We start from the raw sequence: 14,758 nt of genomic DNA, 5'->3' as shown, positions 1-14,758 counted from the left end.
GGGGGTGTGCGGGGCGGGTTTCGTTGTCACCTAAGATGACTCGTCGTGATCGACGCAGACTCTCCCCACGGCCCGGCTGGAACTACTACGGTCAGAATTGCCCGATGGACGCCGGGCGGGTGCGTCTGGTGCGGTAGCACCGACAGCGTCGAGGACTTCCGAAACGAGCCGCGCTGTGGTCTGTGCCGCGAGAAGGAAGCCGTCATCGACGAGGCCAAGCACTTCATCGGGATGTACGGCCTGCGGCCCCTGGGCGGGACGCTGGCGTCCGAGGACGAGGAGGAGCGCGAGTACCGCGTCACCGCTCGGGATGCGCGTGAGGTGCTCAACCGCATTCGGCTCGAGAAGCTGCCCGATCCGGCCGCCGTCCGCAAAGCCTTGCGCCCCAGGGCCGCTGCCGCGGGCAACGCACCGGCCTCCACGACGTCCGGAACGCCTGCGAAGGCACCGACGAAGAAGTCGCAGGCCGGCGTCACCGGGATCGATGCGATCGAACTGCAGTCCCGTGTGCAGAAGTTGCTCGGCCAGCTCACCTCCGTCGACGAGCAGATCAGCGCGCTCGACGGCGTGCAGGGCCTGCCGGCACGTGCGCGCATGAAGGATCTCGAACGGCAGCGCACCACGGTCCTGTCGACTCTGGCCGCGCTCGAGAAGGCTCGTCGCCGCACCAACTGATCCACGTAGGCTGATCGAGTGCTGCGCAAGCGTTCGATCTCACGGCAGGTGCTCGACGTCGCCTACGCCGTCGTCTTCGTTCTGCTCATGACGTCGTCCACGCTGTACGGTCCCTACGGTTCCGCCGGCTTCGGCGTCCTGGTCGGTTTCGGCGTCGCGCTGGCGGTTCGGCGACGGTCACCGCTACTGTCGTTGGCACTGGCCTGGGTGCTGGCCGTCGTGCAGATGGTCAGCGGGGTACTCCCCCTCTCTGCAGACATCGCAATCTTCGCGATTCTGTACTGCTCGGCCGCGTACGGCGACAACGTGCTTCGACGCCTCGGGCTCGCGTCGGCCGTCGCCGGTGGCGTGATAGCGGCTCTGTACCTGGCGTTCGTGGACGGCAATCCGTTCGGCCCGGCCACGGAGGAGGGCTACCAGGAACCCCGACTCCTACAGTTCGCCTTCCTCCTCGTCGGCCTGTGGGCGATGCTCGGGTTGTCCTGGGCCCTGGGTCGCTTGGCCTATGCCCGGCGCACCGCCATCGAATCCGCACACGCGCGCGAGCTCGCGGAAGTACATCAGGCCCGCGCCGAACACGAAGTGGCAATCGAGCAGGAGCGCAACAGAATTGCCCGCGACATGCACGACATCGTGGCGCATTCGCTCGCCGTGGTGATCGCGCAGGCCGACGGTGCACGCTATGTCCGCGCCGTCGACCCCGCTGCCGTCGACACTGCCCTGACGACCATCTCCGACACCGCGCGCGAGGCGCTGTCCGACGTTCGGGTGTTGCTCGGACAGCTGCGCCACAGTCAGGGCGATCTCCCGAACCCCACACCCGACGATCTCGAGCGTCTGTTCGACCAAGTGCGCGCCACCGGCCTGACCATCGACTCGTCGATCGACACCGATTCGGTGTCGTTGGGTGCCGGTGCGCACCTGGCGCTCTACCGGATCGCGCAGGAATCGCTGACCAATGCCCTACGTCACGGCGACCCCGACAAGCCGGTCACCGTCACCATCGAATCCGACTCTGCCGGCATCGAACTGACGGTGCGCAACAGCGTGCCCTCGGCGCGTTCGACGTCCGAATCAGGCGGCCACGGAATCGCCGGTATGAAAGAACGCGCCAGCCTCGCCGGTGGCATGTGCACCGCGTCCGGCGACGGGTCGTCGTGGACAGTGACAGCCTGGCTTCCTGCGGCCGGCTCGTCCACGAAGGGAATCAGCTGATGTCCGATCGAATCAAGGTAGCGCTGGTCGACGATCAGCAGTTGTTCCGCGCGGGCATTCGCATGCTCATCTCCTCGCAGCCCGATCTGGAGTTCGTCGGTGAGGCGGGCAACGGGAAGGAAGCCGTCGAGCTCGCCGCGTCGGCACGTCCCGACGTGATGCTCATGGACGTTCGGATGCCTGTGCTCGACGGTATCGCCGCGACCGAGCAGATCGTGGCCGGATCCGATACTCCCCCACGGATTCTGGTCCTGACGACGTTCGACCTCGACGAGAGTGCGGCGCGAGCGATTCGTTCGGGCGCAAGTGGATTCGTACTCAAGGATGCGGACCCGGAATTTCTGCTGGCTGCGATCCGGACGGTTCATGCAGGCAACTCGGTGATCGCCGCGTCGGCGACGACGGGTCTGCTGGCGCATTTCACGCCGACACCGGTGGTGCCGAAGGTGCCGGCCGAGTTCGCCACCCTCACGGCGCGGGAGAAGGAACTCTTCCGACTGACCGCCCGCGGGCTGAGCAACTCCGAGATCGCCGAGATGGAATTCCTCAGCGAGGCGACGGTGAAAACGCACATCAGTCGCATCTTCGCCAAGCTGCACCTGCGTGACAGAGTGCAGTTGGTGGTCTACGCATTCGAGCACGGACTCAACTCGCCTTGACCTGCTTGGGACTGACACCGAAGTCATCCTGTAGATGTACGACGCAGAGACTCGCGCCTGATTACTCGGGGCCGCTGAGTTCATAGCGTTGTGGGCATGACGATCACAGCAGGCCCTGTTGCCCGGGCATTCCAAGTCAGCAAACATTTCGGCGACTCGACCAATCCGGTGAGCGCCCTCGACAACGTCTCTCTCGACATTCACGGTGGCCAGTTCACCGCCATCATGGGACCGTCCGGTTCCGGCAAATCGACCCTCATGCACGTCATGGCGGGATTGGACAACGCCAGCTCGGGTCATCTGATGCTGGCCGGTGCAGACATCACCTCGGCCAACGACGACGCACTGACCACGCTGCGGCGCAAGCAGGTCGGCTTCATCTTCCAGTCCTTCAATCTCGTTCCCACCCTCGATGTTCGGGGCAACATCCTGCTGCCGTTCGAGCTCGACGGCCGCGCACCCACCGCCGAGGAGGCGGCCTGGATCGAGCAGCTCATCGACACTCTGGGGTTGCAGTCGCGGGTGAACCACCGACCGCATCAGCTCTCGGGTGGGCAGCAGCAGCGCGTCGCGATCGCCCGCGCGCTGGGGACCCGTCCACATCTGATCTTCGCAGACGAACCCACCGGCAACCTCGATTCCCGCACCGGCCGTGAGGTTCTCGGCCTACTCGCCGCGGCGGTGCGCGAGTACGGCCAGTCGATCGTGATGGTCACCCACGACCCCATCGCGGCCAGCTACGCCGATCGCATCGTCTTCCTGGCCGACGGTCACATCGTCAACGAACTGGGACGTTCGAGTGCAGAACAGATTTCGAGCTACATGCTGGGAATGGAGAGCGTCCGATGAGTGGGTTGACGTCGGCTCAGGCTTCGAAGGAACACGGCGCCAGTCTGCTGGTGACCTCGCTCGCGTCGTTCTTCGGTGTGGTCTTGATTCAGGCAACTGCCTTTCTGGTCGATATCTTCGGGGATACCGACGGTGCTGCCGTCACTGCGCTGTACAGCGTGGCGCTGGTATTCATCGGTCTGGCACTGTATGTCGCGGCGGTGGTCACCTCGAACACGTTCGCGACGATCGTCGCGGGCCGCACCCGCACCATCGCTCTTCTGCGCTTACTGGGTGCACGGGCGCGTGACCTGCGTCGATCGGTGGCCAGGGAAGGCTTTCTCGTCGGATTGTTCGGTGGTGCAGTCGGTTCGGTTCTCGGTGTCGGAGCCAGTCATCTGGCCCGGGCCGTTGCGGTCTCGGCCGGTCAGCTGCCGGACGTGCAGTACACGTCCGTCCAACCGCTGGTGATTCTGCCGGTGGTCATCGTGGTACTGACGACGACCCTCGCGTCCTACGTCGGGTCTCGAAAGGTGCTGGACGTGACTCCTGTTCAGGCAACCGGGGGTGCCGTGGACACGGGAGTGGAGGCTCCGCGGTCGCGTCGAATCAGGACGGGCATGTCAATCGTGCTGATCGCCGGCGGAGTGGCACTGCTCGGGCTCGGAATCCTGATCGGGATGGTGAACCCGACGGGTGTGCTGGTCGCGTTCCTCGGCGGTGTCGCATCATTCACCGGCATCATGGTCGGCGCCTATCGAATTCTGCCCGCGACGCTGAGGCTGGTCGGGAAACTGTTCGGACGCGGACCTGCAGCAAAATTGGCCTCGGCCAACGCAATTCGCTATCCGGATCGCAGCACCCGCACCGCGGTGGGATTGCTGATCGGGGTGACGCTGGTGACCACGTTCGCGGTCGCGATGTACAGCTACCGGGCGATGCTCGTCAACGAGTTCGACGAAGCCTCCGTCGACCAGGTCCTCACCGTGACAGTGGGAATCATGACCGGACTCATCGGCTTCTCGGCTGTGATCGCGGCAGTCGGGATGGTGAACAACCTGCTGCTGAGCATTCTGCAGCGCACCCGAGAGATCGGTCTGTTGCGTGCACTCGGATTCACCCGCAGGCAGATTCGGTCGATGATCGTCTCGGAGAGCAGCCAGATGGTGGTCGCCTCGATGGGCTTCGGGCTGATCCTCGGCATCGGATACGGCTGGGCCGCAGCACAATCGCTGCTCGGCTCACTGGATTCACGCGGACTCACGGCCCCCACTCTGCCGTGGGCCGTCATCGCCGGAACCGTGCTGTGCGGTGGCCTCCTCGCACTCGGGGCCTCACTGACTCCGGCACGACGGGCGAATCGAATTTCGCCGGTGGTCGCGTTGGCGGATGCCTGAACCCGATGTCGCCATTGCTGGGCGACGACGGCCGAGCAGGGTTGCACACTACCGACGCCGATCGACGGGATTCCATCGATCGGCGTCCGTAGCGTGCACTGGTGCCCACTCTGCCGGGCACTGCCTGTGGATAACGTCATCGAGTTATCCACAATTGCGAGATTGCCACTGTTGCACGGGCTCCCCAGCCGCAACGGTGTACCAATGGGGGTTTACACGGTGCAGCAGTTGATGGCGCAAGGGCTCAGTACGAGCGCCATTTCGAGACGATCGCAGTCGGGAGAGCTCGTGTGCCTACTGCCGAAGGTCTACGCGACGGAGAAACCGGACTACCTCGGACTGTGCACCGGTGCGCTTCTGTGGAAACCGGACGCCGTGCTGAGCCACGACAGTGCGGCCTGGTTGTGGGGACTGATCGACTACGAACCGCGACTCGTCTCCGTCACGGTGGCCCCGAACGTCCAGTCGAGATCGGTGCCGTGGGTTCGAGTTCATCGCCGACGCCTCGTCGAGGTCCAGCTCCACCGAGGCCTGCGAGTGGTGTCGCTGGAGCAGACATTCGTCGACGTCGCGACCTCGTTGTCGACGCCCGATCTCGAGAAATTCTTCGACGACGCCATCGACCATCATCTGCCGTGGCGACGGGTTGCCGCACTGTGTGACACGTCGAAGGGAATGCACGGGATGGCTTCCGTCCGGAAGCAGCTTCGAACGTGCTGCCCGAGAACACGATCAGAGCCGGAGCGCGTAGTAGCGCGGGCGTTGACAGCCCGCAACTTCACGATGGAGATCAATGCGCGCGTCGGGAAGTTCTACGGCGACTTGGTCGACTTTTCCGCACGAGTCATCGTCGAAATCGATGGCCGAGAGTTCCACACGGATCCCGCCACGTTCAACAACGATCGTCGACGCCAGAACGAGTTGGTGCTCGATGGATGGTTGGTGCTGCGCTACTCGGCGGCCACAGCGCTTGCCGACCTCGATCGCGTCGTGGACGAAATCATCACCGTGGTGCGGTGTCGCCGGAAGTCGATCGCAGCGACCGACCGTCGACTCCCGTGAATACGCGGCTGCAGCGGGCAGGGTTGCACCCTATCGACGCCGATCGACGGGATTCCGTCGATCGGCGATCGTTGTGTGCACTGGTGCCCACTCCGGTGGATCCGCTACCCGTCCTTCCGCGCAAGAATGAGTGCGAAGCGGGAATCGGCGTCGGACCAGAGATGGTCGACGCCGAATCCCGCCGCCGCGAGTTCCTCGGTGATGCCCTCCGGCCGGAATTTCGCCGAGATCTCGGTGCGGAGGTCCTCACCGGCGTCGAAGTGCACCTGCAGATCGAGGTCGGCGAGGTACACCTCCTGCGGCGCGTTTGCGCGTAGCCGCATCTCGATCCACTCCTGCTCGGCATTCCACAGCGCGACATGCTCGAAGGCATCGGGATCGAAGTTGCCGCCCAGGCGAGAGTTGATCACCGACAACACGTTTCGGTTGAACTTCGCAGTCACGCCGGCGGCGTCGTCGTAGGCCGGAACGAGAACCTTCGGATCGATCACCAGACCGACACCGAGCAACAGATACTCGCCCGGATCCAGGGCGTCGGCGATGGCTCCGAGAAACTCCCGGCGTTCCTCGGGGATCAGGTTGCCGAGCGTTCCGCCCAGGAATGCGATCGTCCGTGCCTGGCCGCTGGGCAGATTGTGCAGCGTGTCGGTGAAATCGCTGACGATGCCGCGCACCTCGAGCGCCGGGAACTCGTGCGAGATCTGCTCGATGGCACCCTCGAGGGCCGTGACGGATACATCCTGCGGTACATAGGTTTCGAGCGATCCATGCTTCACCCCGGCGGAGAGCAGGATTTTCGTTTTCTCCGACGAGCCGGAGCCCAGCTCGATCAACATCGTCGATCCGGTTGCTTCGGCGACGTCCAGGGCGTGCTCCTCGAGGAGGGCGCGCTCGGTACGCGTCGGGTAGTACTCCGGCAGCACCGTGATCTGCTCGAAGAGCTCGCTGCCCAGCGCGTCGTAGAAGTACTTGGGCGAGAGCCACTTCGGGTCGGCAGTGAGACCGTCCCGCACGTCCTTACGCAACTCGTCGAGCAATGCTGTGTCGGCCAGATGTACGTCCACCGTGCTCATGACGCTCCTTTATGATTCCAGGCTGGAAATGGTGAGATCGGTTGTCGTGGCGACGACCATGCGTCGGTCGTCGATGAAAATCCAGTCGGGTCGATCGTCGAGGGGTTCGGAGGCGATCGTCACCGAATCCTCGGTCCGCAGAACCGACAGCGAATGATGCACCGCCGTGGCGTACATGCTCTGGCCGTCCGACAGCAGAAAATTCAAGCGCGCCTTGGACGAGGTTGCGAGAACCCTGCGGACCAGCATGCGCAGTGCCGACTCGGGATCGTGGGTGCGCAGCAGGTTCTGCAGCACGACCCACAGAGCGGCGGCATCGGTCGGCGCAGGTAATGCGAGCGCGTCGACGGGCGGCACCTCCGACCACAGGTCGGCCATCGACTGCGGCCAACCGAACACCACACCGTTGTGGCTGAACGCCCAACGGCCGTCGGTGAAGGGAGCGCAGGCGGTGCGCTCCACCGGCATTCCCACGGTCCCCGATCGCACCGCCGCGATCACCGACGTCGAATCGATCTGCGGCAGAACATCGTCCACCGCCGGATCGGTCCAGATGGGCATGGGATTGCGGTAGCTGTGCGCGGCTGCGTCGCCGTCCCACCACGCGACACCGAATCCGTCGGCATTGATGGTGCCGCCGCCGCGCATGTCGCTGGGGGCATACGCCTGCACACGCAGACTGTGCTCACCGTCTGTGAGCACTCCCCCGACGGACGTGCGGGGGCCGAGATACCCGAGATGACGGCACATTCAGCTGGGCTCGACGTCTCGGGCCAACCGGAACCCACTGAAGATCTGGCGGCGGATCGGGTGGTCCCAGTTACGGAACGTGCCCCGGCACGCCACCTCGTCGGTGCCGAACGACCCGCCGCGCAACACCTTGTAGTCGCCACGGAGAAACACCTCGGAGTACTCGGCGTACGGGAAGGCCTCGAAGCCGGGGTACGGCTCGAAATCGGAGGAGGTCCACTCCCACACGTCACCGATGAGTTGGTGCACGCCTGCTGCAGAGGCACCGTCGGGATACGCGCCGACGTCTGCCGGTTCCAGATGCCGTTGATTCAAATTGGCATGTACCGCAGTGGGTTCGGCGTCGCCCCACGGGTAGGCGTTGCTGGTGCGGGTCTCGGCGTCGAATCGCGCAGCTTTCTCCCACTCCGCCTCCGTCGGCAGACGCTTGCCTGCCCACCGCGCGTAGGCGTCGGCTTCGAACCAGCACACGTGCACGACGGGCTGATGCGGTCGCACCGGACGGCGCACTCCGAAACTCCGACGCCACCAGGTGCCGTCGGAGTCGGACTCCCAGAACTGCGGCGCGGTCAGGTTCGCGTCGACGCGATGCTGCCACCCCTTGTCGGTCCACAGCTCGCGGCGTTCGTAACCGCCGTCGGCAATGAAGTCCATGAACTGCGCGTTGGTGATCGGGGCTCGGTCGATGGCGAACGTCGGCACGTGCACCGTGTGGGCCGGTCGCTCGTTGTCGAGAGCCCACGGATCGAGCGAGGTCCCCATCGAGAACGATCCACCGGCGATGACGGCCTCGCCCGACACCGGTGTGGCCGAACTGGGAGGCGCAGGAGCGGTCAGAACCGCAGGTCCCGAACGCAGTTGATGGGTCGCGAGCATGGTCTCGTCGTGTTGCTGCTCGTGCTGGGCGATCATGCCGAACGCGAAGCCATGTTTCTCGACCGGCCTACCCTCGAAAGTGCTGTGGTCGAGTACATCCCAGGCCTTGTCACGGACGGTCTGGACGTAGACGCGCGCCTCGTCCGGAGTGAGCAGCGGAAGCGACGTACGCGAGGAACGAGAGTGCTTGAAGGCGTCGTACAGCTCGTCGATGTCGGGACGCACCGGATCCCGTCCACCGACATCGCGGACGAGCCAGAGCTCTTCCTGGCTACCGATATGGGCGAGATCCCAGACCAGCGGGCTCATCAACGGCGAATGCTGCGACATCAATTCGGTCTCGTCCACGCAATCGGTGAGCGCCGCACTGCGGGCTCGGCTGCGCGTGAGTACGGTTTCTATCCTGTTCCTGAGTTGTTCGGCGCTCACACCGATTCCTTTCGAGTCCGAAGTTCCCGTGCCGCCGTGTCGAGTTCGCTGGGCGGCTCGCCGGCACTGCATCGTCGAGACGCTGCCGACAGGTGGTCGGAGAACTCGCCACCGACCTCCGCTGCGAGATCGAGCAATTCGGTTGCGGCTGTGCGGAGCTCGCGATCTGCCAGCCCGACGCGGGCCGCGTCGAGCCACCGTCCCGCCGTACCGCCGCCGATCTCGGTGGCTCGGGCCACAAGTTCGGATGTGGACAGCAGCGCCTCGAACGCCGCCGCCGGAACCACCCACTGCCCGTCCGGCTGCGCGTCGAGATAGCGAATCTCGAAGTGCCCGCAGGCGCGCACCTGAGGGAACAGGGTGGTCAGGTGATAGTCCAGATCGCTGTAGGTCGGCGGGCGTCCGACGATGCCGGGATCGTCCACCCATTGCGCGAACGTGGTGCCGGGCGGCGCTTCCCAGTTCTGCGTGACGCCCTGGATGCAGAGCAACGGAACGTCGAGCGCCCACCGTGCGTAGTCGGTGATCGGGTCGCCGGTGTTGGGCGCCGACGTTCTGCTCGAATCCGTTCTGCTGGAATCGAGTTCGAGCCAGGTCCGCATCCGCTGGGATGCCCAGCGTCCCGCGGGTGCACCGGAAAGTTCGGGAGATCGAGCGAACGCAGCCACGAAGGCAGGACCGATGACGTGGAGCATGTGCCAGCGCGCGGCGACCTCGGCACGATCACGACCCGCGTCGACGCTCACTTGAGCCGCTGCGGTGTTGCACATCATCAGCTTTCCGAAGGGGCCGATGGTGGTGAACCGATTCTCCATCGCGCAGTACCGCGGTAGCACGAGGAGACGTTCGGGTGCCCGAGCAGTATCGGCCGGAACGGACGCGATATCGATGCCGGCCTTACCGAGAATGTCCCGTAGCAACCGCGCATCGGCGTCGAGCATCGGTGCGAGTTGGGAAACGGATAGATAAGGCGAACTGGACAATTCGACCTGACCGCCGGGTTCGACGGTGACGATGCTGCCACCCGGCAACGACAGGGCGGGTGACTCGGGATCGATACTGCGCGGGGAGTGAACACCGAGCGCAGCGGCCAGAGCTGGGAGGGTCGGACGCGTTCCGTCCTCGAGGGCGGTGAGCCACTCGAGTTCGGCACCGATGAGAGCCGGTGGCCCCAGCTTGAAACACACCTTCGATACATATGCCTCTGCTGCTGGGCGCGAGCTCAGCCCGAGAGACTTCTCGTTGGACGACACTCATTCCTTCTTTCCGCACTCAACACGTTCTCCGCTCGGAGTACGTACCCAGCCGCGGGGATCGAAAACGCCGCGATCCCTCGTCTGATCGAGGCTACCGATTGTGGAACTCTGGTGCCCGAGAGTTCGCTATCGAAAGGACGACCGATGCTCGATCACGACCGCATTCGACGCGACACCCCCGGTGCGTCGGGCCGGGTCTTTCTCGACAGCGCCGGATCGTCTCTACCTCCGACCGTCGTCCTCGATACCGCGATCGAACACCTGCGCCGGGAAGCGGAAATCGGTGGGTACCGGGCCGCGAACGAACGACTCGACGATCTCGCCGCGGTCAAGACCTCGATCGGAACCTTGATCGGAGCCCCGGCAGCGAGCATCGCACTGAGCGATTCTGCGACCAGGGCCTGGACAGACTTCTTCTACTCGGTGCCGCTGTCCCCCGGTGATCGAATACTGCTGGGCGAGGCCGAGTACGCCAGCAACGCGATCTCCGCCCTCCACCGCGCCGAGGTCACCGGCGCAACGGTGGAGATCGTCCCGAGTGACGAATCGGGACGCATCGACGTGCACGCACTCGAATCGATGCTCGACGACCGGGTGAAACTGGTCTCGGTGGTGCACGCCCCCACCAACGGCGGTCTGATCAATCCTGCCCGTGCTGTCGCCGATCTCGCGCACCGCCACGGCGCACTGGTCCTGCTCGACGCCTGCCAGTCCATCGGGCAGATGCGCATCGACGTCGAGAAATTGGGAGTCGATGCTCTCTCGGCCACCGGCCGCAAATGGCTGCGCGGCCCCCGCGGAACCGGCTTCCTCTACCTGCGACCGGGATTGGCGTCGACACTGCATCCGCCGGCCCTCGACCTGCACAGCGCTCAATGGGTCGACCGACAGACGTACCGAATGGCCGACGATGCCACGCGATTCGAGTTCTGGGAATGCGACATCGCGGCCAGGCTCGCGCTCGGGGCGGCCGTCGACTATCTCCTCGAGCTCGGCGTCGACCAGGTCGAGGAGGCCGTTGTCGAACGTGCCGAATACCTGCGGGCCGGGCTCCGGAAGATCCCCGGAGTGACCGTGCACGACCTCGGTGACCGCAAGAACGGCATCGTCTCGTTCACCGTGGACGGCGAAGATCCCGTGGCCGTGCGCGACCGACTCGGGGAGCGCGGGGTGACCGTGACCGTCAGCCATCGCAGCTCGACCCGCCTGGACATGACCGGCCGGGGGCTCGACGCGGTCGTTCGTGCATCTCCCCACTATTTCGTCACATTCGCCGAATTGGACACGATGCTCACTGCGCTCGCAGGTGCGTGACCGGTTTTTGGTCGTTCCGCAGGCTCCATTCCGGGCTCGTAGCAGGGGTTGACGTTCCGCTCACATAGGCGGCCACACCGACTGCGGAGATCACCAGCCCACCGAGTCCGAGCCAGGTGATCGCGTCGCCGAACATGATCCAGGCCCACACCATCGTCGTCGGCGGGGTCAGGTAGAGCAACACGCTGGCGCGGGTGGGCCCGTTGCGACGCACCACGAACAGGTACGCGCCGTACGCACCGAAGGTCGAGAGCACGACCGTCCACGCCACGGCCGCCCAGAAGCCCGTCGTCATGGGCGGTGCGACATCACCGGCCAACGCGCTCCACGTCATGAAACCGACTGCACTGATGGAACATTGGATGGCCATCGACAGTGCGATCGGTTCCTTCGGTGCCAGCACTCGTTGACCGATCGTGCCCATCGACAGAGCCAGCATCCCGGCCGCCGGTAGTAGGTAGACGGGCCAGGCGAGGTCGGCACCGGACATATCCCCCAGCACCACCAGCGAGACACCCGCGATGCCGACGACGAGCCCCAGACTCTGCCGCCCTCCGACTCGTTCGCCGAAGATCCGGCTCGATGCCGTCGCGACGACCAGCGGCTGAAGTGCGGCGATCAATGCGGCGACTCCCGGTGGCACACCCATACCGATCCCGGTGATCGTGGCACCGAGGTAGAGGAACTGACAGAACAGGCCGAGGACCGCGTGGATTCGGATGGCATGCCAGGTGGGGGTCAGCCTGCGATATCGGCACCAGGCGATCAGTAGCACCGCAGCCGCGACATAACGCCAGGCCAGCAGAGTGTGCGCGGGGGCTTCGGCTGTACCGAGTTCGGCTCCGATGAAGCCCGAACTCCACAGCACCACCAGGGCCGTACCTGCGACGGCGTCTACATTCGCTTTCATGCTGCGATGTAAACATACAGGTCTGTATACTTGCAGTGCACCTGCTTCTCACCAGCGCTTTCGGAAGGCAACCATGCTCGACAAGCCCCTCACCCCCGCCGGAGAACGCATCCTGACCGTCGCGAGCGAGCTGTTCTACGCGCGCGGCATCCGAGCCGTCGGAGTCGACCTGATCGCTGAGGAGGCCGGCACCACGAAGAAGACCCTGTACGACCGATTCGGCTCCAAGGACGGCCTGGTGCAGCGATACCTCACCCGTCGATACGCTCTGTGGTGCGATCACGTGACGGAATTCGTCGATGCCCTCGAACCCGGTGACACCCGGATCCTCGGGGTGTACGACGCCCTGGACGTCTGGATGCGCGACAACCATCGCGGCTGCGGATTCGTCAACGCCTTCGCCGAGTTCGGCGGCACCGACAGCCCGGTGCTCGCGATCATCGAGTCCGAGAAAGCCTGGACCAGATCGTTGTTCGCGCGACTGGCCACCGAAGCCGGATACCCCGACGCCGAACAGCTGGGAACCCGACTGTCGGTGCTGCACGAGGGTGCAGTGGTCATGGGGACGGCGGGAGCTCGCGATGACGCCATCGTGGTGGCGCGGGGCATCGCGTCGGATCTGCTCGCTGCGCTCGCAGGTGCACGGCAGTAACTGCGGTCGTTACGCCGGCTCCACTCCGGGCTCGTAGCAGGGGTCGAGCTTCCACGCACAAGACGTGGTCGTGTATTGTTTCCCAGGTTGTCTCGGCGAGGGTAGATCCGAATCGTTCCGGATCCACCGTTATCGACGCGGCTCGGCCCCGTTGGCCGCGCTCGTTCGTGTCCGCCCCGACGAGCTTGACCGCCCGACGAAGTACGCCGCACGAACCACAGTTATCAGGAGCATGTAGCACCATGGCATCGAAGGTAAACAATCTCACTGCGCAGGTCCGCACCGAATTCGGCAAGGGCGCAGCTCGCCGCGCACGTCGCGACGGCCTCGTTCCCGCCGTTCTGTACGGACACGCCACCGACCCCCAGCACCTCGCGCTGGACGCTCGCGCGTTCGCAGCTGTGCTGCGTAACGACGGCACCAACGCCGTGCTCACCCTCGACATCGACGGCAAGTCGCAGCTGGCGCTGACCAAGTCGATCGTCGTGCACCCGATCCGTCGCAGCATCGAGCACGCCGACCTCCTCGTCCTCAAGAAGGGCGAGCGCGTCACCGTCGAGGTCAACATCATCGTCGAAGGCGATGCCGCGCCCGGCACCCTGGTGGTCACCGACTCCACCTACATCGAGATCGAGGCCGACGCCCTGGAGATCCCGGAGAACTTCGTCATCTCCGTCGAGGACAACCCGATCGATACGCAGTACTACGCAAAGGACGTCGAGCTGCCCGAGGGCGTCACCCTGACGTCCGACCCCGAGCAGCTGCTCGTCAACGTCACCGAGGCACCGTCCGAGGAAGAGCTCGAAGCCGACGGCGAAGGCACCGAGCCGATCTCCGAGGAGGGCGAGGCCGAAACTCAGGAAGAGGCCGAGAGCCACGAGGATTCGGCCGACGAGGAGAGCAAGGACAGCGACAGCTGATCTCGCTCCACCGACCGCGTACGACGCGCTGCTCCCACACCGGGAACAGCGCGTCGTTCGTTTCGAAGGCGTGATGCGACAATGACGAGCGTGAGTGTTGACCCCGTGAGTGCCGAAAGTACAGCGCCTGCCCTGATCGTCGGCCTCGGCAATCCCGGCCCGCAGTACGAAAAGACCCGCCACAACGTCGGTTTCATGGTCGCCGACGCCCTTGCCGGACGCATCGGCGGGGCGTTCTCCTCGCACAAGAAGTCCAACTCCGACGTCGTCCAGGCCCGTCTCGGCGCTCGCTCGCTGATCATCGCCAAGCCGCGGACGTTCATGAATCTCTCGGGCCAGCCGGTGGCTGCGTTGGCGCGATTCTTCTCGATCGAGCCGGCGAACATCGTGGTGGTGCACGACGAGCTGGACATCGACTTCGGTGCTCTGCGACTCAAACTCGGCGGCGGCGAAGGCGGCCACAACGGACTCCGCTCGATCTCCCAGCACCTGAGCACCAAGGACTACCTACGGGTTCGCGTCGGCGTCGGGAGGCCACCGGGGCGGATGGATCCGGCGTCGTTCGTGCTCAAGCCGTTCTCCGCTGCCGAACGCAAGGATCTCGGCGTCGTCGTCGAGGAAGCCGCGGACGCCGCGGAACTGCTGCTCTCTGCCGGACTGGAAGCGGCGCAGAATCGGGTGCACCCGCGCTGAACCTCACACCCCTGTTGTGAGGCGCGCGCCTGTTCTCGCGTCCGAACGC

At 65.0% G+C, this 14,758-nt stretch carries 15 protein-coding genes; 10 read left to right on the top strand and 5 right to left on the bottom strand.

Annotated features, from left to right (window positions below; translation table 11 throughout):
- Positions 1-45 precede the first annotated feature (45 nt).
- The 6 genes from CH283_RS25110 (at position 46) to CH283_RS25085 (ending at position 5,836) form a co-directional block, all read left to right on the top strand.
- Positions 46-675, top strand: coding sequence for a hypothetical protein (locus CH283_RS25110; RefSeq protein ID WP_231893907.1), 630 nt, complete (start codon positions 46-48; stop codon positions 673-675).
- Between the two features lie 18 nt (positions 676-693).
- On the top strand, positions 694-1,890 hold the full coding sequence (locus CH283_RS25105) for a sensor histidine kinase (RefSeq protein WP_094639580.1): 1,197 nt from the start codon (positions 694-696) through the stop codon (positions 1,888-1,890).
- Complete coding sequence (locus CH283_RS25100) at positions 1,890-2,549, top strand: response regulator (protein ID WP_068049838.1); 660 nt, start codon at positions 1,890-1,892, stop codon at positions 2,547-2,549. Before CH283_RS25105 ends, CH283_RS25100 begins: the two co-directional genes overlap by 1 nt.
- Before the next feature lie 96 nt (positions 2,550-2,645).
- Positions 2,646-3,398 (top strand): ABC transporter ATP-binding protein, encoded by a 753-nt coding sequence (locus CH283_RS25095; RefSeq protein ID WP_094639579.1) that lies wholly within the window; start codon positions 2,646-2,648, stop codon positions 3,396-3,398.
- Complete coding sequence (locus CH283_RS25090; protein ID WP_094639578.1) at positions 3,395-4,774, top strand: ABC transporter permease; 1,380 nt, start codon at positions 3,395-3,397, stop codon at positions 4,772-4,774. Before CH283_RS25095 ends, CH283_RS25090 begins: the two co-directional genes overlap by 4 nt.
- A gap of 204 nt (positions 4,775-4,978) precedes the next feature.
- Positions 4,979-5,836, top strand: a complete 858-nt coding sequence (locus CH283_RS25085) for a DUF559 domain-containing protein (protein WP_094639577.1) — start codon at positions 4,979-4,981, stop codon at positions 5,834-5,836.
- A gap of 104 nt (positions 5,837-5,940) precedes the next feature.
- Here the strand turns inward: CH283_RS25085 and egtD are convergent, their stop codons facing one another.
- From egtD to egtA, 4 genes are read right to left on the bottom strand one after another with little or no spacing between them, the layout of a single operon-like run.
- A complete protein-coding gene (gene egtD / locus CH283_RS25080) occupies positions 5,941-6,909 on the bottom strand; it encodes an L-histidine N(alpha)-methyltransferase (RefSeq protein WP_094639576.1) in 969 nt (322 codons plus the stop codon).
- Positions 6,910-6,918: 9 nt separating this feature from the next.
- Positions 6,919-7,659, bottom strand: a complete 741-nt coding sequence (egtC, locus tag CH283_RS25075) for an ergothioneine biosynthesis protein EgtC (protein ID WP_094639575.1) — start codon at positions 7,657-7,659, stop codon at positions 6,919-6,921.
- Entirely contained in the window at positions 7,660-8,964 is a 1,305-nt protein-coding gene (gene egtB / locus CH283_RS25070; protein WP_176460555.1) for an ergothioneine biosynthesis protein EgtB, read from the bottom strand.
- A complete protein-coding gene (egtA, locus tag CH283_RS25065; protein WP_094639573.1) occupies positions 8,961-10,217 on the bottom strand; it encodes an ergothioneine biosynthesis glutamate--cysteine ligase EgtA in 1,257 nt (418 codons plus the stop codon). Before egtA ends, egtB begins: the two co-directional genes overlap by 4 nt.
- 147 nt (positions 10,218-10,364) lie before the next feature.
- Between egtA and CH283_RS25060 the strand changes: the two genes are divergently transcribed.
- Positions 10,365-11,534: an aminotransferase class V-fold PLP-dependent enzyme gene (locus CH283_RS25060; protein ID WP_094639572.1), complete on the top strand. Its 1,170-nt coding sequence runs from the start codon at positions 10,365-10,367 to the stop codon at positions 11,532-11,534.
- On the opposite strand, the gene CH283_RS25055 is transcribed toward CH283_RS25060, so the two are convergent.
- Positions 11,512-12,444 (bottom strand): DMT family transporter, encoded by a 933-nt coding sequence (locus CH283_RS25055; RefSeq protein ID WP_094639571.1) that lies wholly within the window; start codon positions 12,442-12,444, stop codon positions 11,512-11,514. The genes CH283_RS25060 and CH283_RS25055 overlap by 23 nt on opposite strands.
- A 73-nt stretch (positions 12,445-12,517) precedes the next feature.
- Here CH283_RS25055 and CH283_RS25050 point away from each other — a divergent pair, with 73 nt between their 5' ends.
- The 3 genes from CH283_RS25050 to pth all read left to right on the top strand — a co-directional run bounded on the left by CH283_RS25050 (position 12,518) and on the right by pth (position 14,709).
- Positions 12,518-13,096 carry a TetR/AcrR family transcriptional regulator gene (locus CH283_RS25050; protein ID WP_068049811.1) on the top strand — a complete coding sequence of 193 codons (579 nt, stop codon included), beginning with the start codon at positions 12,518-12,520 and terminating at the stop codon, positions 13,094-13,096.
- Between the two features lie 242 nt (positions 13,097-13,338).
- Positions 13,339-14,016, top strand: coding sequence for a 50S ribosomal protein L25/general stress protein Ctc (locus tag CH283_RS25045; RefSeq protein WP_068049809.1), 678 nt, complete (start codon positions 13,339-13,341; stop codon positions 14,014-14,016).
- Positions 14,017-14,106: 90 nt separating this feature from the next.
- On the top strand, positions 14,107-14,709 hold the full coding sequence (gene pth, locus CH283_RS25040) for an aminoacyl-tRNA hydrolase (protein WP_255183329.1): 603 nt from the start codon (positions 14,107-14,109) through the stop codon (positions 14,707-14,709).
- The last annotated feature ends 49 nt before the right edge of the window (positions 14,710-14,758 follow it).

Origin of the sequence: Rhodococcus sp. 05-2254-2, assembly GCF_002259095.1 — a bacterium.
In the GTDB taxonomy this organism is placed as follows: Bacteria; Actinomycetota; Actinomycetes; order Mycobacteriales; family Mycobacteriaceae; genus Rhodococcoides.
Note: the sequence above shows the minus strand (reverse complement) of the source record. Positions and strands in the feature narration are given on the sequence as shown.